Origin of the sequence: Enterococcus hermanniensis (genome assembly GCF_001885945.1) — a bacterium.
Taxonomy (GTDB): domain Bacteria; phylum Bacillota; class Bacilli; order Lactobacillales; family Enterococcaceae; genus Enterococcus_A; species Enterococcus_A hermanniensis.
Window position 1 is genome coordinate 420,190 of record NZ_JXKQ01000001.1, and the last position, 26,979, is coordinate 447,168.

22 protein-coding genes are annotated in these 26,979 nt (G+C 38.2%); 5 read left to right on the forward strand and 17 right to left on the reverse strand.

Annotation, left to right across the window (positions count from 1 at the left end; genetic code table 11):
- Nucleotides 1-6: 6 nt before the first annotated feature.
- The 3 genes from rhaA to RV04_RS01985 are packed head-to-tail and all read right to left on the reverse strand — an operon-like array spanning nt 7 to nt 4,088.
- Entirely contained in the window at nt 7-1,287 is a 1,281-nt protein-coding gene (gene rhaA / locus RV04_RS01975) for an L-rhamnose isomerase (RefSeq protein WP_071856792.1), read from the reverse strand.
- A gap of 27 nt (nt 1,288-1,314) precedes the next feature.
- Entirely contained in the window at nt 1,315-2,772 is a 1,458-nt protein-coding gene (gene rhaB / locus RV04_RS01980) for a rhamnulokinase (protein ID WP_071856793.1), read from the reverse strand.
- Nucleotides 2,769-4,088 carry an MFS transporter gene (locus RV04_RS01985; protein ID WP_071856794.1) on the reverse strand — a complete coding sequence of 440 codons (1,320 nt, stop codon included), beginning with the start codon at nt 4,086-4,088 and terminating at the stop codon, nt 2,769-2,771. Before RV04_RS01985 ends, rhaB begins: the two co-directional genes overlap by 4 nt.
- Nucleotides 4,089-4,199: 111 nt before the next feature.
- Here RV04_RS01985 and RV04_RS01990 point away from each other — a divergent pair, with 111 nt between their 5' ends.
- Both RV04_RS01990 and RV04_RS01995 read left to right on the forward strand, forming a co-directional pair.
- Nucleotides 4,200-5,192 (forward strand): AraC family transcriptional regulator, encoded by a 993-nt coding sequence (locus RV04_RS01990; RefSeq protein ID WP_071856795.1) that lies wholly within the window; start codon nt 4,200-4,202, stop codon nt 5,190-5,192.
- A gap of 92 nt (nt 5,193-5,284) precedes the next feature.
- Nucleotides 5,285-5,959 carry an HAD family hydrolase gene (locus tag RV04_RS01995; RefSeq protein WP_071856796.1) on the forward strand — a complete coding sequence of 225 codons (675 nt, stop codon included), beginning with the start codon at nt 5,285-5,287 and terminating at the stop codon, nt 5,957-5,959.
- A 37-nt stretch (nt 5,960-5,996) separates the two neighbouring features.
- Here RV04_RS01995 and RV04_RS02000 read toward each other — a convergent pair whose 3' ends face one another.
- From RV04_RS02000 to RV04_RS02015, 4 genes are all read right to left on the reverse strand, one after another.
- Nucleotides 5,997-6,542: a cysteine hydrolase family protein gene (locus tag RV04_RS02000; protein WP_071856797.1), complete on the reverse strand. Its 546-nt coding sequence runs from the start codon at nt 6,540-6,542 to the stop codon at nt 5,997-5,999.
- A 31-nt stretch (nt 6,543-6,573) separates the two neighbouring features.
- Nucleotides 6,574-7,266 carry a 5'-methylthioadenosine/adenosylhomocysteine nucleosidase gene (locus RV04_RS02005; RefSeq protein WP_071856798.1) on the reverse strand — a complete coding sequence of 231 codons (693 nt, stop codon included), beginning with the start codon at nt 7,264-7,266 and terminating at the stop codon, nt 6,574-6,576.
- A 64-nt stretch (nt 7,267-7,330) separates the two neighbouring features.
- Nucleotides 7,331-7,615: a cell wall synthase accessory phosphoprotein MacP gene (gene macP / locus RV04_RS02010; RefSeq protein WP_071856799.1), complete on the reverse strand. Its 285-nt coding sequence runs from the start codon at nt 7,613-7,615 to the stop codon at nt 7,331-7,333.
- A gap of 32 nt (nt 7,616-7,647) precedes the next feature.
- The gene (locus RV04_RS02015; RefSeq protein ID WP_071856800.1) at nt 7,648-8,214 is read right to left on the reverse strand and encodes an NUDIX hydrolase; all 567 of its coding nucleotides are present in this window, start codon (nt 8,212-8,214) and stop codon (nt 7,648-7,650) included.
- 278 nt (nt 8,215-8,492) lie between these two features.
- Here RV04_RS02015 and RV04_RS02020 point away from each other — a divergent pair, with 278 nt between their 5' ends.
- A complete protein-coding gene (locus RV04_RS02020; RefSeq protein WP_071856801.1) occupies nt 8,493-9,146 on the forward strand; it encodes a 5-bromo-4-chloroindolyl phosphate hydrolysis family protein in 654 nt (217 codons plus the stop codon).
- A 58-nt stretch (nt 9,147-9,204) separates the two neighbouring features.
- Nucleotides 9,205-10,395 carry a toxic anion resistance protein gene (locus RV04_RS02025; protein WP_071856802.1) on the forward strand — a complete coding sequence of 397 codons (1,191 nt, stop codon included), beginning with the start codon at nt 9,205-9,207 and terminating at the stop codon, nt 10,393-10,395.
- Between the two features lie 349 nt (nt 10,396-10,744).
- Here the strand turns inward: RV04_RS02025 and RV04_RS02030 are convergent, their stop codons facing one another.
- The gene (locus tag RV04_RS02030) at nt 10,745-12,025 is read right to left on the reverse strand and encodes a 2-hydroxycarboxylate transporter family protein (protein ID WP_071856803.1); all 1,281 of its coding nucleotides are present in this window, start codon (nt 12,023-12,025) and stop codon (nt 10,745-10,747) included.
- Between the two features lie 15 nt (nt 12,026-12,040).
- Nucleotides 12,041-13,663: a malolactic enzyme gene (locus RV04_RS02035; RefSeq protein ID WP_071856804.1), complete on the reverse strand. Its 1,623-nt coding sequence runs from the start codon at nt 13,661-13,663 to the stop codon at nt 12,041-12,043.
- Nucleotides 13,664-13,819: 156 nt separating this feature from the next.
- On the opposite strand from RV04_RS02035, the gene RV04_RS02040 reads away from it, so the two are divergent.
- The gene (locus RV04_RS02040) at nt 13,820-14,716 is read left to right on the forward strand and encodes a LysR family transcriptional regulator (RefSeq protein ID WP_071856805.1); all 897 of its coding nucleotides are present in this window, start codon (nt 13,820-13,822) and stop codon (nt 14,714-14,716) included.
- 373 nt (nt 14,717-15,089) lie between these two features.
- Here RV04_RS02040 and RV04_RS02045 read toward each other — a convergent pair whose 3' ends face one another.
- The 8 genes from RV04_RS02045 to RV04_RS02080 all read right to left on the reverse strand — a co-directional run bounded on the left by RV04_RS02045 (nt 15,090) and on the right by RV04_RS02080 (nt 26,965).
- Nucleotides 15,090-15,953, reverse strand: coding sequence for a GRP family sugar transporter (locus tag RV04_RS02045; protein ID WP_071856806.1), 864 nt, complete (start codon nt 15,951-15,953; stop codon nt 15,090-15,092).
- Between the two features lie 76 nt (nt 15,954-16,029).
- A complete protein-coding gene (gene sapS / locus RV04_RS02050) occupies nt 16,030-17,052 on the reverse strand; it encodes a two-component system sensor histidine kinase SapS (RefSeq protein WP_071856807.1) in 1,023 nt (340 codons plus the stop codon).
- 46 nt (nt 17,053-17,098) lie between these two features.
- A complete protein-coding gene (gene sapR, locus RV04_RS02055) occupies nt 17,099-17,770 on the reverse strand; it encodes a two-component system response regulator SapR (RefSeq protein WP_071856808.1) in 672 nt (223 codons plus the stop codon).
- 228 nt (nt 17,771-17,998) lie between these two features.
- Entirely contained in the window at nt 17,999-19,495 is a 1,497-nt protein-coding gene (locus RV04_RS02060; RefSeq protein ID WP_071856809.1) for a phosphohexomutase domain-containing protein, read from the reverse strand.
- Between the two features lie 103 nt (nt 19,496-19,598).
- A complete protein-coding gene (locus tag RV04_RS02065; RefSeq protein WP_071856810.1) occupies nt 19,599-22,022 on the reverse strand; it encodes an HAD-IC family P-type ATPase in 2,424 nt (807 codons plus the stop codon).
- 197 nt (nt 22,023-22,219) lie between these two features.
- Complete coding sequence (locus tag RV04_RS02070) at nt 22,220-23,164, reverse strand: 3'-5' exoribonuclease YhaM family protein (RefSeq protein WP_071856811.1); 945 nt, start codon at nt 23,162-23,164, stop codon at nt 22,220-22,222.
- Nucleotides 23,165-23,166: 2 nt separating this feature from the next.
- On the reverse strand, nt 23,167-25,794 hold the full coding sequence (locus RV04_RS02075; RefSeq protein ID WP_071856812.1) for an ATP-binding protein: 2,628 nt from the start codon (nt 25,792-25,794) through the stop codon (nt 23,167-23,169).
- Complete coding sequence (locus tag RV04_RS02080; RefSeq protein WP_071856813.1) at nt 25,784-26,965, reverse strand: metallophosphoesterase family protein; 1,182 nt, start codon at nt 26,963-26,965, stop codon at nt 25,784-25,786. Before RV04_RS02080 ends, RV04_RS02075 begins: the two co-directional genes overlap by 11 nt.
- Nucleotides 26,966-26,979 lie beyond the last annotated feature (14 nt).

Consider the following 26,979-nt stretch of genomic DNA (forward strand, 5'->3'; position numbering starts at 1 on the left):
CATAATTTATTTTGCTGTTGCTAATTCTTTATCCCGGGTAGATAAAATATCACGTTCATAGTTCATAACTTCCTCATACCAATTCATACCAACCGGTGCATCGTTTTGTTCACAGAAATAGTTCCAAACATCGGCATAGGGGAAATCTTTCAATTCTTCAGTCAGCGCCATGCGTTTTGTATAATCATTTTCCAATTCGATTTGTTTCAATTCATTGGTTGGCTCAAGCATTGCTTTTAATAATGCCTTTTGAGTGTTGCGTGTACCGACGACCCACGCAGCGATTCGATTGATTGTTGCATCGAAGAAATCCAACCCAATATTCGTTTTATCCAATAAATCATTCCGAACGATTTCTTTACCGATTTCTTGTAATTCATCATCCATAATAACTACATGGTCAGAATCCCAACGAACGGGACGTGAAACGTGAAGCATAATTCCTTTAGAAAATAATGCTAGTGAGGATAATTTATTTGAAATGACTTCTGTTGGGTGGAAGTGTCCTGCATCCAAACAAATTAATTTATCACGAGTTAAACCATATCCCATATAGAATTCATGCGAGCCTACTGTATAGGCTTCTGCACCTAGGCCGAATAATTTACTTTCTACGGCTTCTTGCGTGTATGTTTCATTTAGATCTTCTTCGAAAATTTCATCTAGGGATTCCATCATGCGTTTACGCGGTGTATAACGATCAATCGGATTGTCTTTCATTCCGTCTGGCATCCAAAAATTATTGATACAAGTTTGACCTGTTTCTTTTCCTAAATATTCAGCAATTTTACGGCTACGTTTTCCATGTTCAATCCAATAGTCTCGGACTGCTTTATCTGGATGTGCCAGAGTCATTCCGTCTTTCATCATTGGATGAGAGAAGAAAGTAGGATTAAAGTCTAAGCCAACACCTTGTTCGTTCGCCCATTTGGCCCATTTTTCAAAATGTTTTGGTTCAATTTCATCTAAATCGATGGCTTCATCCGTATCTAAATAAATTGCATGTAGATTGATTTTATGTTTTCCGGGAATCAATGCTAACGCTTTTTCCATATCTTGACGCAATTGATCTGGTGTATGAGCTGCCCCAGGGTAATCACCCGTTGCCATGATTCCGCCTGTTAATTCTCCCTCTGGGTTTAAAAAACCTTTAACATCATCACCTTGCCAGCAATGCATCGATATTTTTACCTCTTGTAATTTTTTTAAAGCGGCTTCAGTATCAACACCGATTTCGGCATAACGAGTTTTCGCTTCTTGATAACGTTCTTCTACTGTTTTTGTCATGTTAAGATCTCCTTTTTTTTATACGATTTATACAAATGATTTAGTTAATGCTTGGTAGTTTTCAATTGCTTGATGATTATCTTTTTGTGGTACAAATTCCTTTAATGGAAATGATTTTTTGATCCCTTCACGGCCTGCTGCTAATGTACCGAATCCATTTGTCGCGACCATTTGAACAATAATATTTCCGATGGCCGTTGCTTCTCCAGGTCCAGCTAATACGTTGATACCGCAAGCATCTGCTGTTAATTGATTCAAAAAATCATTATTTGAACCACCGCCAACAATATGCAGTTGCGTGATCGTTTTACCTGTGATTGCTTCTAGGTTTTCTAATTCAACGGCATAACACAGCGCCAAACTATCATAGATACAACGCGCCAATTCTCCTGCTGTTTGTGGAACTTTTTGATTGAATTCTTGGCAGTAACTTTGGATTGCTTCAATCATATTCTTAGGATTCATGAAGCGAGCGTCATTCACATCGATCAAACTAACAAACGCCTCTTCCTTGCTTGCCAACTCAGCCAATTCGGGATAAGAATATTGATATTCTTGGATTCGAGCGACTTCTTGGATCAACCACATCCCCATAATATTTTTCAAGAAGCGGATCGTGCCTTGGACACCCCACTCATTTGTAAAGTTGGCATCAAACGCGGCCGGAGTGGAAATACCTTGCTCCATCTCAACACCCATCAACGACCATGTGCCTGAACTGATATACGCCCAGTTCTCTCCTTTACCGGGAGTTCCCACCACAGCAGAGGCTGTATCATGCGAGGCAATCGAGATAAATGTCGCATCGGGCAACTCATATTCAGGAAATTTTTCTTTTAAAATTGATCCTAAGATCGAGCCTGGTTCAACCATTTTAGGGAATATTGCTTGATCTACTTTGATTGCTTCTAAAATAGTCTCATCTAATTTTCGAGTTTGTAGATTCATCAGCTGCATTGTCGAGGCATTGGTTTTTTCTAAAACAGCTTTTCCTGTTAAGACATAACCTAGATAATCTGGCATCAACAATAATTTATTTGTTTGCGCTAATTTTTCAGTCTCTTCTTTTAGTAATTGAAAAACAGTATTAAAGGGTTGCAGTTGAATCCCCGTTTTCTCATAAAGTTGACGTAATGAAAATTCCGAATCAAATTCCTCCATTGCCTTATTCGTTCGTTTGTCTCGATAACTTACAGGTCGTTTCAATGCTTGACTTTCACTATCTAATAGACAATAATCAACGCCCCAAGTATCGATCCCTACATAACAAGTATCAATTCCTTGTTTTTTGATTTTTTCTAAACCAAGTAAAATTTCTTTGATCAAATGATCGGTATCCCAACAATCGGTTCCTTCGATCGTTGAAAATCCATTCTTAAAACGATGGACTTCTTCCAAAGAAATTTTATCAAACGGATCCTTTTTTGAGAGCATCAAGCGACCACTAGATGCCCCAATATCAATCGCTACGTATGTTTTTGTCATTTTGATACCTCTTGTCCACGAGGAAGATCCATTTCAGTCACAATTTCTTCACTCTTGCCATAACGTTCTTGCGTGATTTGTTCCAATGTTTTCCCCCTTGTTTTCGGTGCCCAAACGGTTCCGATCACTAAAGAGACAAGTAATAACCCAATCATGACTGTTCCGGCAACTGTAAAACCTAAATTGGCTAAAATAATCGGGAAGATGATTGACCACACACCACAACTTCCGCGGACTAAGAAGAACATGACTCCTTGTGCGCCACCGCGATATTTCGTTGGAAATAATTCCGATGCCCATAATGCATAGAAAGCCTGCGCACCAATACCAGCAGAAATTCCCCAAAGAATAACAAATACCCATAGTCCAACCCAAGACATTCCTACATAAGTCAACACGACCCAAGAAGCTACAGCTAATAAAGCGCCTACAAAATAGAATTTACGATGGTCGACTTTATCACCTAATTTGGCAAAACCAAAATATGAACCCAATGAAGTTAAGACCCACAATGCCGCTTGCAACATATTCGCTTGGGAATTTGTTAATCCCCCGACCGTTTCATATACAAAAGGCATAAAGAATCCCATCGCCCCAGCAACTAAATTCCAGAATAAGTAAACACCTACTAAGAAAGCAATCGATTTTCTATTGACCACACTTGAAAATAAATCTCGATAAGGATGTGCTTTTTCAGACTCTTGCAATGTCGCTTGACGAGCATTTTCTTCTGCCCAATCTTTCGATTCTTCTAATTGACGTTGCAAGATCCAAGCAACCAATGCAACAACGACTAACGATACAAATAACAAACGATTTCCTAGTAAACCTAATGGTGCTAAGATCACACCTAATGTGAAAATAATTGCTGGACCTAGTGACCAAGCCAATTGTGAAATGCCAATATTGTGTGCCCTAGAATCAGGGTGTGCCATTTCAGCGATATATGACCATGAAGCTGGTACGCCTGCGCCAACTGAAAGTCCCATAATTAAAAAACCAGCCAATAACATCGGGAAATTCATGGCGAAAATAATAAATAATGCCCCAAACATGTAAATCAATAGGTTATAGGTATAGATGAATTTACGCCCATATTTATCCGATAAATGTCCACCGACCAACGCACCTACAGCAGCTCCAAAAGCATTCGCACTCAAGGCCCCCAACAATCCGACAGAAAAACTACTCAAACCAAAATGTTCCGCCCACAATGTCAAACCACTCGCGCCTGCTACGATACAACCTGAATCTAGGTAATTGGTCAAGGAAACAGCAATCGTTTCTTTCTTTCCTCCACTGCTTTGTCCACTCATGTTTTTCTCGCTCCTTAAATTTATTTACATGCATATTATTAAATTTTTTGGTTGCGCTTTCAATGACGAGGATATAGAATAAGTGTAACGAATTTACAGGGATGTGTTGACATGCATACAATCGTCAAAGAGTACCTAAAACATCATAATCAGATCGAAAAAGAACAGTTTCAAAAGAAAGAATTTATAATGGATATTCCAGCAAAATCTTTTCAAACAGATGAGAGTGATATGATTTTATTAAGAGAATACTTCCTAAAAAATAACTCTATTTACATTAGCAAGCACCCCCGTTTTGCTCCTTACCCTAAGCATAGTCATCATTTTTTAGAACTAAACTATGTTTATTCTGGAAAATCCATTCAGTATATCAATGGAAAACGTGAAGTGATCCAACGTGGTGAAATTCTATTGCTCGATCGTGGTTCCTCCCATTCACTTGGTGAGCACGGAGAAGAAGATATTTTAATCAATATTATTTTTCCAAATGATCGCGTCGATATTGATTGGTTGTCTAGTTTAAATGATAAAAATAGTGTGCTATTTAATTTTTTAGCACAAACGATCGCTACACGTTCAAGAAAAGAATACTTAATTTTCCGTTGTGGCCAAAATGAACACGTTCAAATGATCTTAGATCAAATGATCGATAAGTATTTTTCTGAACCGGTCTTTGCTAATGAAATTATTTCTTTATATATCCCCATTTTATTCACCGAATTGATTGGCAATTGTTCCTATGATTTTCATGAAGAGCAAAAAGATAAAACCAATAATCAAGTAGTCATTGATACGTTGAAGCTGATCGAAAAGGAGTATGCAAGCCTCTCGCTTGAAACCGCTGCTCAACGATTAGGCTATAATAAAAATTATTTAAGTAATATCATCAAGAAAAAAACAAATGCGACTTTTTCTGAATTACTGATCAAACAACGTATGAAACAAGCCAAGTTTTTGATAGAAAGTACGACTTTATCAATCAGCAATATCGTTGAATTGATTGGCTTAAAAAATCGAAGTCATTTTTATAAAGAATTCAAAGCAACTTACGGTGACCTTCCGACTGCTTTTCGAAATACTAAAACCGGTCCTCAGATTTCCTGAGGACCGGTTTATTTTATTCTTTAATAAATTCGTGCCACTCGAAATAGAAAGTGCTACACTGAAACTAGCTTAATAAAAAGTGAGGGTTTTATATGAAAGGCGTCATTTTTGATTTTAACGGCACCATGTTTTTAGATTCTGATTTGCATGAAGCCGCTTGGCTGTATCTGATTCAAAAATACTCAAATAGAACAATGACTGAAGAAGATATTCTTAAAAATATCCACGGTAAAACCAACGACGTAATTTTACGTCATTTTCTTTCAGCTGATCTATCCACTGAGGACATTCAACAACTATCGGACGAAAAAGAAGCGTATTATCGGAAGTTAGTTGTTGAAAGTCCAGAGCACAATACATTTACGACTGGTTTGACAGATGTACTAGCTGAATTGAAAATCCAAAATATCCCAATGACGATTGCTTCAGCTTCGCCTAAAGTGAATATGGATTTTTATTTTGATTATTTAAACTTGGGTAAGTGGTTCTATGAAGAAAAAATTGTCTATCATGATGGCTCATTTCCTGGTAAACCAGCACCAGATATCTTCTTGATTGCTGCTAAAAAAATCAATGTCTCACCTGAAGATTGTTTAGTAATTGAAGACTCTTATTCAGGCTTACAAGCCGCACGCAATGCTGCAATCGGCACGATTGTCGCAATTGATCCCTTCCATCAAAATCGCGCTATTTTCCAAGCAGAAAAACTTGCCCCAGATGGCGTAATTGATGATTTTTCAACTTTTAGCTCAACCTATCTAAAGTAAAGAAAAACCACAGCGAAGTATTTCGCTGCGGTTTTTTTTAAATGATTTTTGCCCCTAAAGTATTTTGGAAGTGATTCAAAGCCCACTCATGACCCACCGGATCAAAACTGGCGACCGCATTTTTCGGTATCACTAATTGGTACCCTAAGTTATACGCATCCACAGCCGTATGGAGAACACAAATATCTGTACAAACACCTGTAAGACATAATTCAGTAATTCCCCGCTCGCGTAATCGAACATCCAAATCCGTGCCACTAAATGCAGAATAATGTCGTTTATCGATCCAATAAACATTTTCTGCTGTTTGATTGGTTTGATAAAACGTAGCTAATGAGCCGTAAAGCGCTCGTCCGCCGGTACCCACAACATTGTGCGGTGGAAACAACTTATTTTCTGGATGATAACGATCAGTGGGATCATGACCATCGATTGCAAAAACTACTAAATCACCGGAAGCAAAATAATCTTTCGTTACAGCAACTAGTGCTTCTTCAATCGCTTGTCCGGCTTCACCGGTTGTTAATTTCCCATTGGTTGCAATAAAATCATACGTGTAATCAATTGAAAGCAGCGCGCGCATCTAACTTCCTCCTCTACTCGTAATAGTTTTTTTATTTTAAGTGAGTCACAAATTCAATCACTAATTGCGCAGACAACGTACCTGTCCGTTCAACAAATTCTTCATGTGTCTCTGTGGCTTCACCGTCGGCAGTATCACTTACCGCACGTACGATCAAGAAAGGAATTCCAAATTGAGCGGCAGTATGGCCGATAGCGGCGCCTTCCATTTCAACTGCTAAAGCTTCCGGAAAAGCTGATTTGATTTGATTGATTTTGTCAGCACTGCTGACAAAAGTATCCCCTGAAACAACTAAACCAACATGCGTCGTTTGATTCATTTTTTCGCTGGCTTTGATCATCTCACCTTTTAAATAGGTAGAACCATCAAAGTATAGGGGCATTCCTGGAACTTGTCCGATTTTATAGCCGAATGTTGTCGCATCAACATCAAAATAAGCCACTTTATCAGCAATTACCAAATCGCCTACAGAAAGACCGGTACCAATACCACCAGCGGTACCGGTATTGATGACCATATTTACTTTGTATTGTTGGATCAAGACTGAAGTCGTGATCGATGCCAATACTTTTCCGATACCAGATTGAACAACAATCACTTCATGTTTTCCTAAACTACCAGAAATAAATAATGCTCCTGATTGTTCCCAAGAAAGGGGGTGTTCTAATTGTTCTCTTAATGCCTTTACTTCTGGTTCCATTGCGCCGATAATTCCAATTTTCATCTAAATTCTCCTACTCTTTTTATCAATTATTGTTATATCTATTTACCATCCTAAGCGAAGCAGTTTAAAGGAAAAAAACTGCTAGCATGACTGCGATCAACAATAACAAAACGATAATAATAGCTTTGTTTAAAAAACTGCCGCGTTCTTTTTGCTTCGCGCGTTCACTACTACGACTTTTTGTCACTGGTTTATTTTTCTTCAACTCTTTACGATAAACAGAACTGATTTCTTTTTCTCTTTTTTCGTATGCTCGTTCAGCAGCTTGTCGTTGCTCTTCTGCCAAGCGTTCTTGCGCTTCCTTGCGTTTACGCAATTCACTGCGTGTCACCAGGGGGGATTGGCCCATGCATATCCTCTCCTTAATTCTTATTCACTGTTTTAGCCTTGTTTATACTGAAGCAATTCCCAATAATTAACCGCAAAAATCGTTTTTGCATCACAAATTGAACCATCTTGGATCGCTTGTTGGGCTTCTGTTAAAGTTAATTCATACAATTCCAATACTTCGTCCTCGTCTTGCGGACGGGGATGCTCTACTTTTACTAAATCCGTTGCTAAATAAACATACAATTTTTCATTTGAAAATCCTGGCGACAGATACATCTCATTTATGTACTTCAAATTATCGCTACGATAACCCGTTTCTTCTTCTAACTCACGGCTAGCTGTTTTTTCTGGTTGTTGGCCTTCACCAGGATCGATTTTTCCCGCCGGAATCTCTAAGACGACTTTTTCTAATGGTTTACGAAATTGTTTGACCATGATCATTTTATTTTCTGAAGTAATCGGGATAATTCCAACCCCACCATGATGGAAAACTAATTCCCGTTTGGCAGTGCCCCCCATCGGCAATGCCACATCGTCCAAATAAACATCAATGATTTTTCCTTTGAAAATCTCTGTGCGTTCGATCGTCTTTTCTTCAAAATCTTTATATTCTAACATATGATTGCTAACCTCCTTTTTTACATGAAAAAATCATACTTGATGCTGCCTACTACTGCGTTTACACTACATCAAGTCGTATCTTCTTCTCAGACCAGTCGTTCGCTAGTTCTGCTTTATTGTATCACAGATAATTCTTACGTTTTTTCTAAATCTGAAAAATCCATCTTTAGTCCCATACTAAATCTATAGAAATTCATGCTATTATTAGCATGTAAAGAAATCAAGTAGTTTGAATAGATAATGTGAAGGGTTCTTACTAGATTAGGAGGATTATTATGCGAAGGAAAATATTCCCTATTGTCATCGCAGCGTTGGGCGTTCTTTGCTTTTTCGAAGGCGATTTTGGCGATTTTCTCGTCTTTTTAATGTTGGTAGTCGGGTTTTGGTTAATTTACCGTGGCTTCAAAGGTCGAAAAAGCCAACCACACAAAGAGGAGCTACCATTTTTGACAAAGGAAAAAGAAGCGTACTATAAACAAGTTGGAATGAGCGAACGTGAAATCGAATTATTCCGCGAAACAATGAATCTCTCAAAACAACAAATTTTACAACTGCAACAAAACATCCAAAAAAATGCCAAATTAAAAGCGATCGATTTACGTCATGATACCTTGAAAGCTTCGAAAGCTTTATTCAAAGAATTGGTCAAAGAACCCACTCGCTTACCAGAAGCAAGCCAATTTTTATACACCCACTTACCAAATATTGTTGATTTGACTGATAATTACGTCGAAATCAATGACCATGAGGTCAAGTCAAAAGAAGTTTATGGTAAACTAGAAGAAAGTGCACAAATCATTGATCAGATGGCCGATTTGATCGTCAAAGACTATCAACAATTCGTTGCAGACGATCTAGAAGATATGGATATCGAGATTTCAATTGCCAAAAAGAATCTGAAACAAGATCCTGATTTGTCTACAAAATAAAATAGCGAAACAAAAAATCTAGCTTTAGCTAGATTTTTTTCGAACAGGAGGAACCGTAGTGGAACCAGAAAATAAACCGCAAACGCAGTCAGTTGATAACACGTTAGATGATTTACTTAGCAATCCGTTTGGAACTGATGCCTTGACCCCCGTTCAGCAAGAAGAAATCTCGAACTTGCAAACTCAAGAACGAGCAGATCGTTTAGTCGATAAATTACCTGAGGAACGTCAAGCACAAGCCCGCGAATTAGCAAAAAAAATCGATGTGAACGATTCTCAAGCTGTCATTGGCTATGGCGCAACTGCGCAAACCAAATTAAGTGAATTTTCCCAATCAATGCTTAACACTGTATCTTCTCAAGATATCGGTCCGATCGGTGATTCATTGAATCAATTGATGTATCGTTTAAACGAAGCCAACCCTGATGAATTACGTGTCGGCGAAGGCAATATTTTCCAAAAAATGTTTGGTAAAGTAAAACAGTCTATTTATGAAATTACCACTAAATATCAAAAAATCGGTGCTCAAATCGATAAAATTGCGACGAAGTTGAATGTCGAAAAAGATGGTCTATTAAAAGACAACCAGATGTTAGAGACACTTTACAATAAAAATAAAGATTACTTCGATGCTTTGAACATCTATATTGCAGCTGCCGAATTAAAAATGGAAGAACTAAAATTCCAAACGATTCCCGAAGCAACTCAAAAAGCCCAAGCCTCTGGTGATCAGATGGATGTCCAAGTCGTGAATGACTATACACAATTCTTGGATCGCTTAGACAAACGGACATATGACTTAAAATTAGCGCGTCAAATCACGATCCAACAAGCGCCTCAGATTCGATTGATTCAAAATACTAACCAAGCCTTGGCCGAAAAAATCCAAGCATCAATCAACACGGCGATTCCTTTGTGGAAAAACCAAGTAGCAATTGCGTTGACTCTATTGCGTCAAAAGGATGCGGCTACTGCCCAACGTCAAGTCTCTGAAACAACCAATGACTTATTGAAGAAAAATTCTGAAATGTTGAAAATCTCTACGATCGAAACTGCCAAAGAAAATGAACGTGGCATCGTTGATTTAGAGACACTGCAACAAACTCAAAATGATTTAGTTGAAACGTTAGAAGAAACATTGCGGATTCAAAAAGAAGGCCGTGAACGACGTCAAGCGGCTGAAATCGAAATTGGTCATATGGAAAATGATTTAAAAGAAAAATTGATGGAATTAAATTCTGGGAAATAAATAATTACCAGACGGATACTTGCGCATACTCGCAGATCAGCAAAAATATCGACTCTAAAACTTAAAATGTTAGAGTCGATATTTTTTTGTAGATATTCCAGTATGCTTCTTTTAGAAAACATACAACACCAATCTAAATGATCACAATAGACATAATTATAGCTGAATTAATTCATGTTACCGCTAGAAGCAAACTTTTGGTTTTATTAGGAGTATTAAGTTCGCTTGTTCTTGTAAAGAAAAAGGAGTTCAAAAACATCCAATACGAATGTTTTTGAACTCCTTTTTTAGTATTCAACAATTTTTTTCAATTCATTGCTTGAATAGCTCACTAAGACCTTCAGTGAGGTTAAGCATAAAAGAAACGAATCAAAATCCCGCCTAAAATCAGTACGATTGCACCACATAAACGATTGGCCATTTGTGCGAAAGCAATCATTTCCATTCTTTCAGATGCGGATAACACAGCAATATTCCCAGTTCCACCCATTGAGTTATTGATCATCCCTGCACCAATCGATGTTTCGACTGGGTACATGCCTAATAACTTACCGAAGAACCAACTTGCAGCGCCCATTGACACAACACTTGTTAGACATAGCACTACAAATTGCCAAGTAAAGGCCGAAGCTAACGTCGATAAATCAATCAATGCCAAACCAATCCCAGCTAAGACCGCGTGAGTTAAATTGGTCATAATAACATTGTTGAACATCACAACAGAGTCTTCTAGTTTTTTCGGTACAACATTCAAGGCTTTCAAAATAAAGACAATCACGATCATAAAGGCATACTCGTGAATTTTAGGGAAAAAGTTGTTTAAAATCGCTCCAACAATCAATAATGAGAATGAAAACAGCATCCCAACTCCGATTTGTTGTGCATCAAGAGTAATTTTTGGTTTTTCTAATTCTTCTTTGGTAGCATTGATCAATGTACCATGACCATTGTACTTAGTTTTCGCAAAAACTTTAGCGATAAATAAGGCTCCAATAATGGCAAGAATATTTCCGAAAGTAACCGCAGGCGCTAACTGAGAAAAGATTGCGGCTTGATTGCCGTGCGCTAAACCATCGGCATAAATTTGTGAAAGTGGTGTAATCCCAGCACCCATTCCGCCTGACATCATTGGTAATGATACATACATCACGGAATCAGCAAAACCGTTACCTAGAAGCATACCCACTAAACCAACTGCAAAGAAGCCAACTACCATAGTGATCAAAGCAACTGGAATAAATTTAGTAGATGCTTTTACCAATAAGTTGCGGTTCATGCCCAAAATCGAGCCACAGATCAAAGCAGCAATATAGAAATCAAGAAATCCAAAGCCGCCTCCCATAAAGCTACTGACAGCGTCAATAACTTTTGTAGGTACTATATTGAATGAAGCTAAAAGAGTCGCACCAAGTAAGGTGAAGACTGACCCTCCGCCAAGATAAGAATTCATGATTGGCAGCTTTTCACCAATGAAGTACAACAAGTGACCGAGAGCCACCAGTAAGAGAGTGATACCAACCATATTTAACGGCAACTTGTCTAACGCGATCGCACCAAATATGACAACCATGAAAAATACATACAAGGGAAGACTAATTCCCGAAATCTTCATCGTTTTTAATTTATTCATTTTTTAGAGACCTTCCTAGTATTTTGGATACCATTTAAGATTTTGAACTGCTTTGGCCATATCTGTTTCTTCAGCTTGGGCTAAACCTTGTTCTTTTGCTTTATTTGCAACTGCTTCAGCCACTTTGATCGATACATCAGCCACATATTCGAATGGAGGTAGCACAGGCGCACCTGGTTGGTTCAAATCAACTAAACCACTCAATGAATGTGCAGCGGCACCAATCATTTCATCGGTTAATAATGAAGCTTCTGAAGCCAACATACCTAAACCTAAACCTGGATAAATCAAAGCGTTGTTCGCTTGACCAATTTGATAGTCGACACCTTTGTATTGGATTGTTCCTGAAGGCACACCAGTTGCAACAAAGGCTTTACCGTCAGACCATTCAATCACTTGTTCAGCAGTTGCTTCTAATTTTTTGGTTGGGTTAGAGATAGGGAAAATTACTGGACGAGTAGTATTTTCACACATCGCTTCCACAACTTCTTTAGTAAATGCACCAGCATTAGTAGAAGTACCCACTAAAATTGTTGGTTTTACTGTTTTAATGACATTGACCAATTGAGTCATATCGCCAGCATTTGCAAAGTCTGCACGTTTTTTGGCAAATGGTTTCTGAGCTGGTGTTAAATCTGTCATATCATCGAACAACAGACCTTGTTGGTCTACCATAAAGAAGTGGTTATAAGCTTCTTCTGCTGAAAGGCCTTCACTGACCATTTCGGCGTGGACACGGCTTGCGATACCGGCACCGGCAGAACCACCACCATAGCATAAGTATACTTGATCGGTTAATTTTTCTCCTGTGATATCTAACGCACCGAAGATACCGCCAAGAACAACGATCCCAGTTCCTTGGATATCATCATTGAATGTTGGAATTGTTTGTTTGTATTTATCTAAAATCGTTGCAGCATTTGAGCGGCCAAAATCTTCCCAATGTAAGTAAAGTTTAGGGAACATGTCTTCTGCTGTTTGGACAAATTGATCGATAAATTGATAGTAATCTTCACCATAGATACGTTCTTGACGGTTTCCAAGGTACAAATGATCCTCTAACAATTCTTTTCGGTTAGTACCAGCATCGATTACAATCGGTAAGACAGAAGCAGGATCAATACCAGCTGCTGCTGTGTAAATCATTAATTTACCGACTGAAATATCAACCCCTTGAACGCCCCAGTCACCAATACCAAGAATTCCTTCTGCATCTGTAGCTACGATCAAACGAATATCGCGATCGCCAGCAGCATTTTTTAATGTTTCTTCAATATTTTCTGGATGATTGATATCTAAGTAAGCAGCATATTGAGGATCAACGAATAAACGGCTGTAGTTTTCGATAGTATCTGCAATTGTTGGATCATATACGATAGGGTTAAATTCAACGATATGTTGGTTGAACAAATAATAGAATAATGTCCGGTTAGTATTAAAGATTTCCATTAAGAAATGACGTTTTTCTAAGTCAGAATCTTTGGTTACATATTGTAAATAGGCTTGTTCTGATTGTTCTTCGATGGTTTGAACATGCGGTGGTAATAAACCAATCAAACCTAATTCTTTACGTTCTGCCAACGTAAAAGCTGTTCCTTTATTCAAAAATGGGTTATTTAAAATTTCATGTGCTTTCATCATGTTCCTCCGAATTATTTATTTTGGTCATGTGCTCATTTCCATTTGCTACTGTAATCCTTGCTCAGAATTATAGTCAACTAACAGTGATACCATAAAAAACATTTATAACAAACCGGCTTCTATGTTAGAATGAGCCAAAGGAGAAATCAGTCCATGAATATACGTGATTTAGAATACTTCAGTGCTTTAGCCGAGATGCTCTCATTTACGCAAGTGGCACACAAATTTGCCGTCAGTCAACCCACGATTAGCTATGCTATCAAACGTTTGGAACAGCATTATGGCTGTGATTTAATTGTTCGCGAGGCCTCTCATCGATCAATTGCATTAACCAACGAAGGAGAAATTTTGAAAGCCCATGTGCGCTATATATTGGATGAATTTGTAACATTAGATCGAGCAATCGAACATGCCAAAAACAATCGGATGCATATTGGATTCCCACCAATTATTCGGTCTAAAGTTTTTTCAAAACTCTTAGACGAAAAAGAAATCATTCGCTTTATTTCTAATTTTGATTTGGTTTCTGGCGGGTCGAATGAGTTATTTTCAAAACTTTTATCAGGAAAAATTGATTTTAGTTTACTTGGTAGTGTTACCCCGATCGTCCATCCTCATTTAAATGTCAAATTATTATTTCAACAGGAATTTTTTATTTTTGTCTCAAAAGACAATCCTTTAGCAAACAAAAAGGAAATTTCATTTAGACAAGCTACGGAATATCCATTTATCCTGTTGGAAAAAGGCTATACTCACATGCGCGCTTTTCAAAATTTGAGTGAAAAAACAACAAAAAAACCTGAAGTACAATTTTATTTTTCGGACGTTCAAACGATCGGCCAATTGGTGAGTTCGAATATTGGCATCACATTGATGACCGATTTTCCAGTGTTTCAAGAAATGGATGGTTTGGTCAAGGTCCCACTAATCCCTGAAGATAAGGAGATTTTTTATATTCAGTATGCCTACTTAAAGAGTGCTGTATTGAATCAAGATTTACAGAAATTGATGCGGATTTTGGATGGGATTTCTTGGGAGGAAGAAGTATAAAAATCATTTTTGCTTGCTAGTGGTTAGTTTGTACTGACGATAGACAACCTATGAGCATTCGATCACTAAAAAAAGAGCGTACAAATATTCGCATTAAATGCGTTGTAAACTCCTTTTTAGTATGCAAAATATTACAAGAGCCGGTAATGCCCTTCGTCAAAAACAGCTCGCTGAAGGAGCTTAGTGATGTTTAAAAGTTATAATCCAGCTCAAATCCTTTTGCCACTGTTATTCATGTTTTTATAGCACGTTTGCCAAAAGGTTTCTATCGTTGCCTTATTTACACAAAAAGATCGACGCCCACTTTCTTCAAGTTTTGGCGTCGATCTTTTATTGTCTAAGACTACTCACAATGGTGTCCCAGTTTCTTTTATTATGCTTTCATATATCCTAACACGACGCCGCCGACGATAATCAACAGACAGCCGATAATAACATAGTACATTTCTTTTTTGGTTTTGCGTTCGCCTAGTAAGAAGATACCACCTAAAGTTGAGATGATAATTCCCATTTGTGACAATGAAAAACCAACGGCTAAACCAATATTTTGAACACTTAGCAACATACAGATATTCCCGATACCCCATAATAGACCAGAAATCGTATTACGCCATACGTAACGATCAACTTTGGCTTTACGGAAAGCAAAGAAGCTTGCGCCAACTAGCATCCCGATACTTTGAGGTAAAATAATTGCTAATGGATCTAACCCAGCCCAAGTAATAATGATCGTATAGACACCATACCCAATGGTTGAATAAATCAATGCACGGAATCCTTTTCCGAAATCCAGCATCCCATTATCTGTTTTCACACCACTTTGGTCATCTTTGCGAGCGGTTAAATACGCTCCCAAAACTAACAAGGCCAATGCAATAAAACCTAAAACGAAATCTTTTGTTTTTGTCCATTCATGGAAAAAGACTGCGCCGGCGACGGTATTCAAAATTAATTGAAAGCCGGTTGAGATCGGTAAACCAACCGATACACCCATGAATTTCATCCCGTGAAACTGACCATTTTGACCTACTGACCAAAAAAGACCTGACAAGAAACCGATTAACAAAATCCAGCCACTCATAGCTGGTTGAACAACAAAATAAGTGACTAATGCAAAAACAAAAGCACCAATTGTCATTCCTAAGGTTTGTTGATTGGCGTCTCCGCCTAATTTCCCGCTCACCAAACCAATGCTTCCCCATGCCACCATCGGTATTAGGGCAATTAAAATACTCATAAACTTACTCCCTTCAATTCACAACTGAAACAGTTTAGCGAAAAAAAGGCTTTTTTGCAATATAAAAATAGAAAATTTAACGTTCTTCGTGATAAAAATCTAACCGTGGGAAAAATAAAGTCATTTTAGTCCCCATTCCTGCCTGTGATTCGGCCGTCAACATCACGCCTAATTTATTTGCTAATGTCTTTGCCAAGTATAAGCCAATGCCTGTAGAATGTTGTTGTGCCTTCCGGCCATTCTCCCCCGTAAAACCCTTATCAAAAATCCGCCCTAAATCTTCCGCTGGAATACCGATACCATTATCTTCCAAGATCAGAGAGGTTCCTGAACTTTTAGTCACGATTTTTATATCGATATTTCCCTGATTTGGTGTATATTTGATTGCATTACTCAATAACTGACGGAAAATAAATTCGATCCATTTTGCATCCGTCAACACCTTTGCATCCTCTTCAGACAATGACAATTGTAGATTTTTCTGAATAAAGTAATTGGCTTGACTACGAATGATCGGTTGAATAATTTTTTTCAGAGAATACTCTTGGATCAAATAATCATTGACGAATTCATCCGAACGAGAATAATACAAGACCTGCTCAACATACTCATCGATTTTTTGGATTTCATTTTGTAATGAGACAAACTTTTCATCTGGGATATCAAATTCAATCGCATTCAAAATCAAATCAACCGCGGCTAAAGGAACTTTGATTTCATGAATCCAAGAATCCATGTAATCTTTCTGATCTTTTTGACTGTCTAATAACTGCTCTAACATCAAATGATGTTCTCGAACCTGTTGGTTGATATATTCTTGCACCAGTTGTTCTTCGTTAGTACTGGCAACTTCAACAAAATGTTGCAAATGTGAATCGGTTTGGTGAGCCAATGCTTTATACCATTTTTGACGCCGAGAGTAATCGATCACAAAAAATACAAAAATCAAAAATAACTGCAAGACAAGCAAGTAACTGATATTGTCCCAAAAATGATTGAGTCCTGGGGTCAGCCAAACCATAAAAACCATTAGCAAACTGAGTATGAGCCAGCCAATCACTATCAACAAACGATCTTTTAAATACTTAATAAATGTCATAATTGCTCCTTTTTAGCGGGATGCTATTCAAAATTGATTGAATTGTCTATGGCACAATATATCCCTGGCCAACTTTGGTTTGGATATAATCCTCAATGCCCGCTTGTTCGATTTTTCGGCGCAAACGATTGATATTTACCGTCAAGGTATTATCATCGACAAAACGTTCATCATCCCATAAGGCGCGCAGTAATTTGTCTCGGCTCAAAATTTTTCCGTGTTGTTTCATCAAAATAAACAATAAGCGGTATTCATTTTTACTTAAATCAACGACTTCTTCATCAATTGTCATACTGCTATTATCGATATTCAACGTGATCCCGTTATGTTCTAATGCTTCACCACTTTCGGCATAGTTATATGAACGGCGTAACAATGCATTAATCTTTGCAACCAAAATATCGATTTGAAATGGTTTTGTGATATAGTCGTCTGCCCCCATATTCATCGCCATGATTTGATCCATATTCGTATTGCGAGAAGAAATAAAGATAATCGGTACTTTAGAAACCTCGCGAATTTTTTGACACCAATAATAGCCATCGTACGCTGGTAAGTTAATATCCAATAGCACTAATTGCGGGACGATTTGTTCGAATTCTTCAAATACTTGATTGAAATCCTTGGTTTGAAATACATCAAATTTCCACTTGGTCAGCTCTTCGCTGATCAATTGACTGATAACTACTTCATCCTCTACGATCATGATTTTTGCCATGTCATTCACCACTTTCTGTCTTCATCATATCAAAGAATGCTCAAGAAATGAAAGGCTAACTATTCTTCATTTAATGTAATCTTTAGCAAAAATGATCCAGCTATTCCTCGGTGACTCAAAGCAGCTAAACGGATTAATTATTTTGTAAAACCTTGTTTTCTTTTTGGATTTTAACGACCAAAAAAGCGTCTTGATTTGACGGTGTGTTCAAATCAAGACGCTTAGTTATTAATTTATTTGTTGCGCTAATTTTGTACTATCGATTTGTGGATCTTGCGCTAAGATAGCTCTAAAAATCGGTAATTGTTTTTGGATTTGGCCTACTTGATCGTTTTCTACTTGCATCACTAACAGCGGTTCATGTAGACTCAAACGCAATAACAGCCAACCTACGCCAAAAGGTTCTTCCACGGAAAAACGAATTCCTTCTTGATTCTCCGGATTGACGGTAAAACCTGCTTGTTGTGCCAGCTCTACTTGGAAACGTTCAATCATTTTTTGACCGGTTTCTTGGTAGTTCTCACCGCTGATTGGATAGCGAAGCTCTAATGTTTCTTTCGGCTGTGCTAGTTCTGCCATCAAATCAGTCAATTCACGATTTTCTTGTTGTAATTTTGGCAGTAGCATCAATACTTTAGCAATCACATAGGCACCATCATCCAAGAAGTAATTTTCTTTGAAAGCTGCATGGGAACTAGTTTCAATCGCTAATTGACAATCGATGCCTTCATTATTTAATTCAATTGCTTTATTGATGACGTTACGATAACCCGAAATATAACGGTACTGCTTTCCACCTTTTTCTTCAATAAACTTTTTCAGATGATCAGATGTCGGAGAGTTCGTTACGATCGTGCTGCCTGGATGCTCTTGTAAGACGATCGCCGATAATACAGCAATCAAATTATTTCGATTAATCATTTGCCCATCTTTTGAAACAATCGCAGAACGGTCCACGTCCGTATCAAAGATCACACCAAGATCGGCTTGATTTGTTAAAACAGCTTTTTTAATACTAGCCATGGCTTCTTTATTATCTGGATTTGGAATATGATTTGGAAAATGACCATCTGGTTCTAAGAATTGAGAGCCGGTCGTATCAGCGCCTAAAACAGCTAACACGTTTGCTGCAAAATATCCGCCTGCACCATTCCCAGCATCAACAACGATTTTCAATCCTTTGAGCGGTTGCTCAGCTCCACTGCCTTGTTGGATTTTTTCAACTAAATCTTTGGCATAACGAGACAATAAATCAGCTTTTTTTACAGTCCCTGCACCTGTTGCTACTTCGCTTGCTGTTGTATGAGCTAAAATAAAAGCAATATCACTTTTTTCTGCCCCACCACTTTGGCTAAAAATCTTGATGCCATTGAAATAATAGGGCAAGTGGCTTGCTGTTAGCATAATCCCTGCATCACACTTGAATTCGTCAAATTGAGTTGCCATAAATAAAGCTGGGGTTGTTGCTAAGCCAAAATCTAAAACCTCGCAACCCGCTTTTTCAAACACTTCGATCAGCACATTCTTTAATGCCGGTCCAGTCAAGCGACTATCATGACCAATACCAATTTTAAACGGACGCTTTACACCTTTATTTTCTAGCCAATTAAGAATTCCTTGTGCAATCAATCGTATCTCTTCTGTTCCCAAATTTTTAATTTTTTCTCCATCTGTGATAGCGATTCCACGAATGTCTGAACCATTTTGCAATTTTGTTAATTCCATGAATGGGCCCCTTTCAACTCTACTTTTAGTTTATTATACCAAAAATCCCGAAAAAGAAAGCCTTTTCCGGGAAGTTTTATTAAATTACTGGAATTTTATTTTTTTAAATGACGCGTGACGTTGGATTTTTTTTAGCTTGTCTTTTTTTCTGCCACTGAATACGCCAAGAAACAATTTTATCCATTACGATGGTCAAACCTTTAAATAACCAATAAATTCCGATTGTCAACGGAATGACAAAGAACAAATTACGGTTCCACAATTTATCAAAATCAAAAAATTCTCTAAAGAATAAGTAACAGCTAAAATAAGCGCTACTTAATACTGCAATCAATGCAATTTTTTTCTTATCCAATGGAAACGAAACTTTATACAAAACCAATAATCCGACACAACCGGTCAGAAAGACTGACATCGTAGAAGAGGCAATAAAGTCTAAATCGAACAAAACATCTGCCAGTTGGATGATCATGACTGCGCCTACAACCGTAAGTGCCCCAGGTAACGATACACGTAAGATATTATTCAAGAAATCACCTTTTATCCGTTCATAACTTGGTTTCAACGCTAAGAAAAACGAAGGAATCCCTACTGTCAATGCATTGATCGGAGTTAACTGAACAGGTTCGAAGGGGTATGGATTCGCAATGAACATAAAGATCACGGCTAAAATCAATGAATAAATTGTTTTTACTAAATACATCGAAGCGACCCGTTCAATATTATTGATTACCCGACGCCCTTCATTCAAAACGTTTTGCATTCGCGCAAAATCCGAATCTAATAAGATGACATCTGCTGCCGCACGGGCGGCACTACTACCATTTGCCATTGCCACTCCGATATCGGCCTCGCGTAAAGCTAATACATCATTTACGCCATCACCAGTCATGCAAACAGTATGTTGCTTTTTCAAGGCTTGGATCAATAATTGTTTTTGTTTCGGTGTTACGCGCCCAAAAACAGTCGTATGCTCAACTAACTGTGAGTAATCGATTGGTTCTTTCAAACTCGACATATCGACAAATGTTTCTGCATCTTTGATTCCAGCTTTTTGTGCAATTTTTGAGACAGTCAATGGATGATCGCCAGAGATAACTTTCAATTGAACATCTTGTTTAGCAAAATATCCAAATGTTGCTCGAGCATTTTCGCGTAGATTATCCGAAATAATCAAAATGGCTAGTAATGTAGGTTCAGCAGCCATTTCTTCAGTTAATATTGTTGGATATTCCACTAATGTCAGTACGCGTTGACCAGCTTCTAAATATGGTCGAATTTTAGTTTCTAATTCTTCTGGTCGTTCATGAAAAATAAATTCCGGCGCACCGACCGCAAAATTCCCTTCTGCTTTGAAAGACACCCCACTCCATTTTCTTGCCGATGAAAATGGAACGACTGTTTCAACAGACCAATCTTCAATCAAAGGAAACGCATTACGCAAGGCTTTAGCTGTTGCATTTTGATCTTTTAATTGGTACATCAGAGCACCCATGATCGTATTTAAACGTGTCTCGGAAAGGTTTTCCAAAAGTGCCTCTTCAAATTTCAACGTGCCATCTGTGATGGTGCCAGTTTTATCTAAACAAATCACATCTACTCGGGCCAAGGTTTCGATTGACGGCAGTGCTTGGACCAAGACTTTCTTGCGGGCTAAGTTAGCTGCACCGACTGCAAAGGCCACACTCGTTAATAGCATCAAGCCTTCCGGAATCATGCTGACTAACGCAGCCACTGTTCCTAAAACAGCTTGTTTGATAGAAGATGACGTTTGGTATTGACTGTAAAACAAACCTAGTCCAACCGGGATGATAATAATCGTCAATACTGCGATCATACGATCCAAAACTTTTGTTAGTTCTGAATTGCCTGTTTTTTTTGTTTTCGCTTCGCTGGTTAGTTGTTCTGCAAAATTATCTTTACCTACCGCTGTACCTTGATAGAAACCCTCGCCTGCCGTCACAAAACTTCCACTATATAATTCATCGTGTTCCTTTTTTTGAACGCGGTCAGATTCACCCGTCAATAATGATTCATCGACTTCTATGCCCGCCCCGGAAATCAATTTTCCATCGACTGGCACTTGATCACCGTTTCTTAAATAAAGAATATCGCTCAAAACAATTTCTTCTTGATCAATTTGCTGTAACTGACCGTCGCGTAGGACGACTGCTTTCGTTTTAGCTAACACCGATAACTTATCGATCGTGTGTTTTGCCCGCAATTCTTGAATGATCCCGATCAACGTATTGATAATAACGACACCAAAAAAGAGTGTATTTTTAGGTGAACCAACTAATAAAACCAATATAGCTAACACTAAGTTTAACAAGTTAAAGATATTGAGCGTATTTTCTTTGATGATTTCTTTATCCGATTTCAGCAGGTTCTCTTCAATCTGATTCACTTGTCCTTCCGCTGTTTTTTGTTGGACCGCCGCTGTGCTCAAGCCTTTTAATTCTTCCGGAATCAATACATCATCGAACGTTTCTTTCACTACTTGGATCGTTTCTTTTTTTTTTTTCATACCGTACCTCTCACTCCATTTGTAACCAATGCTGCTGTTCAGCAATCAATGTCTTTGTTTACATTTATCTTAACACTACTTGGACTTTAAGTCGGGGATGAACATTATTACAGATTGTTTCTTAACTTATTTTCTACGCTTACTCCAACTAATGAAAAGAAAAAAGTATGTCGTAACATCGCTACGACATACTTTTATTAAATGTCTTTTGGCACATAAAAGCTACGATTATCCATCCCAAAAATCCGTTCTGTATATGTTCCAGGCTCCGTATTTTTAACTGCACCGGATAGCATTTGCATTGATGCATCGATATTATCGATTTGATGCAAAATCTCAGCTTCCATGATCCGTGGACGAACGGGTGAGCCATATTCTAATAATCCATGATGCGAAAGGACCATATGTCTTAAGATCACGACATCTTCGTCTGCATCATTAATTTTCAACTCGATACACGCTTTTGTGATTTCTTCATCGACTAAAACTAAATGGCCAACTAAATTTCCTACGACCGTGTATTCTGTCGCAGAAGGACCCGTCAACTCAATCACTTTGCCTAGATCATGAATAATGATACCTGCATAAAGTAATGACGCATTTAATTGCGGATATTCATGCGCAATCGCTTTTCCTAGTCGCAACATCGTCAATGTATGGAATGCTAAGCCGCCCGCAAATGCATGGTGATTGCGTTTAGCCGCCGGAAATTCAAAGAATTCTTTTTGGTATTTGTTTAACAAGAAACGTACGATCCGATTCCAATGCGGATTGGTAATTTCAAACAAGGTTTGGTTGATTTCTTCTTCCATATCTTCACGCTTGATTGGTGCACGTTCCATATATAAAGAAGGATCATTTGGTTCTTCTGGTTTGGTTGTACGTAAATGCATGATTTTAACTTGCGGATTGCCTTGATAAACTTCGCGTTTTCCATTTAACAGTACAACTTGTCCAGCTTTGTAGCGTTTGATTTCTTCTTCTGAAGCATCCCAGAATTTTCCATCTACTGTTCCCGAAGTATCTTGGAACGTAAACGCAATAAATTTTTTCCCATTTTTGGCTAAACGGACATCGGCATTCTTAATCAATACATACATCTCGAATTGCTCATCGACCGTTAATTCTTTAATTTTTTTCATCATTAGACTCCCTTCAACTCCCAGACAGACTGGTGAAGCTCTTGGTAATAGCTTACCATTTCTTGGTCAGATGACAAACAAATGACTTGATAATTTTTACTAAATTGCTGTAATAATTTTGCAAATTGATATTTCCGTTGATAATCGTAGTGTAACCAGCCGTCATCGATGATAACCGGGCATAAGGGGTGCTTTTGTTGCAAGGCTAAATAGGCAAAGCGGAAAGCCATCATCAACTGATCCTTTGTTCCAGTCGACAAATTATAGACACTCATCCGATCAACCGTTAAAATTCCTTCATGAAAATCTAGTTTGGTCTGTTCTCGATTCGTCAACAAACGGAAATAGGTTGTCGCTTGTGCGAGTAATTCCGGTAATTGCTGCTCAGACAATTCTGTCGCGATATCTTGCAACAATTGATTTTCCAATTTAGTGATTGCATAATCTTTCGTCAACTGTTCGACATGGGCTCGTTGTTGACTTGCCTGCTGATATAAACTATCTAAAGTCCCATCTGCTTGCATTTGTTGAATCTGAAGACGTGAGCGCTGTTCTTGTTCTTGTAATTGATGTAATTGCTGTTCCCCGCTTTGAATCGTTTGTCGTAACGTACGCAAAGTTTCTTCGATTTCTGCTTGCGTTGTTTCTTGATCAAATAATGGCGCTACTCGCTCAGTCAGTTCTTTTAGACGTACTTGATTTTTGGCAACATCGGCTTCTCGTTGCAAGAATGCTGGAATCTCAGCTGGATAAGCCAACCGTAGATTTTCCATCAATACTTGATGTTGATCAAGAAGTTGTTGCTGCTGACGCTGAGCCTCGTGGATACGTTGCTGCAAGACCGTATTTTCTTGATAAGTTTGCGCAAAGCGAATTTGCTCCATTTCTTTTGCGAATTGCTCCACGATCGGTAATTTTTCAGAAAGATTTTTCTCACGCAACGGCAACCATTCCGCTAAAAAATCGAAGCGTTGTTCTTGTTGCATCAAATTTTGTCGCAAATCAGCTTGACGATGCTGCAATTCTCGATTCGTCTTTAACTGCGCTAAAAAAGTTTGCGCTTGTTGGTTTATCTTAATTACAGCAAATTCATTGATTTCACTAGTTAAATTTCTTTGCGCCAATTCATGTTCTAACTGATTGATCAGAGCAAGCAAACTTTTCTGACTCTGTAAGGCCTGTTCTTTCAATTCAGCCAATTGACCTTCGTAAATATCTAATTGACCTAATTTTTCCTGCCAATTACTTTTATCAACCGGTTGATTGCGTTTAATAAAGCCACCAAACGCACAAACACCGGCTACTACTAACCCGCCATAGCGCAGAGGCGCTGGTAAAAATAGTGAAAGGATCGCTACGATTCCTGCTGCGATGAATACCCATGGCACTGTTTTCTTTTGTTCAAATAATTCTGGATGCTTTTGTTCATAGTCATTTAGATTTTTCTCTGCTTGATTTCGCTGTTCAGTAATGAGATGCAAGCGAATCTTCAATTCTTCTTCTGTTTTTTGCTGATTTTGTAATGGAAGAAACAGCTGCTGGATCGCTTGCTCATCGGCAAATGGTCGCGGTGGATGATCTTGCCAGCCTGCAATTTGACCGTGATTCATCTCAGCTAATTGATTAGCAATGCGCTGTTCCTCATCCAACATTCGGCTGATCGCTACTTTTTCTCCTAATAATTGCTGGATTTTATTTTCATATTCTAAATAGAAATAATACCGGGCTGACTCTTGATTCCCACTATGCTGTTGCAATGCCGCATGTAATTTCTCGCGTTCCTTCGATAATTGCTGATACTCTTGATAAAAAGCTTGGAGTGTTTGTTGTTCAGTATCACTTGCTATCCGCTTAAGATCCATTTTACGTAGAGTCAAATATTCAGCATAGGCCGACCAGTTCATTCGTTGCTGTTCTAATTTCAATTGTTGCTCTTGCAATTGGCGATTTTTACGCGTTTGTTTGGCTACTTGCTCATTTTCAATGTCCGCTTGACCTACTAGTTGCTGAAAAGAAGCTTCTTGCGATTCTTTTTCTTTGATACGTTGTTGCAAACGCTGGTATGTTTGAACAGCTTGATTCAATGGCTGTTTTTTTCCTCGCGGACGATAGATCCGCTCGTAATTATTTTTTAATCGCAAGCGTTGCTCAAACAATTCATTGCTACCTGATAAGCCTAATGAAATCAATGCATCATGTAAATTTTCTTCACTTAGAGTATCCATTTGTTGGAGTTGCTCTTGCTGGAAAGTAAATACTTCACGAAACAATTGTAAGGTTAAGGGATAGAGGATTCGCTCTAACAGATCCTCTTCCCCTTGTTGACCATCTTCTAGCCAAACTTTTGCTTTGCCTTTATTTTTTGTTTTATAACGTTCGATCGTTACATTTCCATACGTTGGATGGACAAGTTGTAATCGGCCTCCAAAACCACTGCCGTCGTTTGGTGTATAGTCTTTACCTTTTTTACGTTTTGCCGGAAAGCCAAATAAAATTGCTTGAATAAATTGATATAAAGTCGATTTCCCAGCTTCATTCAAGCCATAAACTAATTGATTAGCAGATTCAAATATAAAATTTTGCTGACGCCACTTGCCAAAACTCGTGATTTCAGCTTTTTTAATCCACATCGGCGTCCCTCCTAAACTGATAGCGTTGCTCCATTTTGTCTTTTACGGTTGCAACGATCGTTTCTCTAAATGATTGATTCATCACTTGATGTAATTGAGGATTTTGATTCAACTCACTTAATAATTCATTGAAGATCTCGGGTTCTTGATAAGTTGTGATCAATTGTTCTACCAGTGCTTCATCCACTGCTAGATACGGTCGCTCTTTTGGCTGCTCAGCTACCGTCAATTGCCATAAAAAGATAGTATCAGCAACTTCTTCTTGTACGGCTTCTAATAACTCCCCTGAAGCAATTTGGTAGCTTAATTCGTCGCCCAAACCCTCAACATCACAAAACTCTAATTGTAAGATCGTCGGTAACGTGGCTTCAATTTTACGAATCAAAGGAAACACGTCTCTTGGTTGGCGAACACCTTTTAATGAAAGTGTTCGTTTTTCCCAACGAATCACTTCGACCGGAACCGTTTGACGCAGTAATTGATTGCCGTTCGATTCTACCAATGTCACTCCAGAAAGATCAACTTCCTTTTGCGTATGTCCTTGTGGTGTTCCTGGGTAGATGATAAAAGGATTTTCTGACAATACTTGTGGTACATGAATATGTCCGAGTGCCCAGTAATCGTATCCTTTTGTTAATAATTCACCCAATTGAAAAGGTGCATAGGGCATCTGTCCTCCATGATACATCCCAATGTGAAAATCAACTGAACTCTTATAAGGAAAGGTTTCGGCCATCGCTGTTTCAATCGTTGGATGCTGATAACTAAAGCTAGTAATAGCGACTTGTTCACCTGTTCTAGTCAGTAATTGTTTTGTTTCAACCTGCTCATCAGAAAATAATTGAATATTATTTGGAAAAGCGAACCAATAACGTTCTGCTTGATAAAAATCATGGTTACCAAAGTTCATAAAGACTGGAATACTTGCTTCCTCGAGGCGAGCCATTTCTTGGAAAAAGAAACGTTGAGTCTTTAAAGTTGGTCGATTTTGATGAAATGTATCGCCAGCTAATAAAACAAAATCGACATTATTATTGATAGCAACATCAACGATATTTTGTAGCATGGTTTGATTAGCTGTCATCAATTGTTTTTCGAAATATTCGGGTACAGTGGTCAGACCTTCAAAGGAGCGATCCAAATGGAGATCCGCTGCATGTAAAAATTTCATTTTTCTCCTCCTCA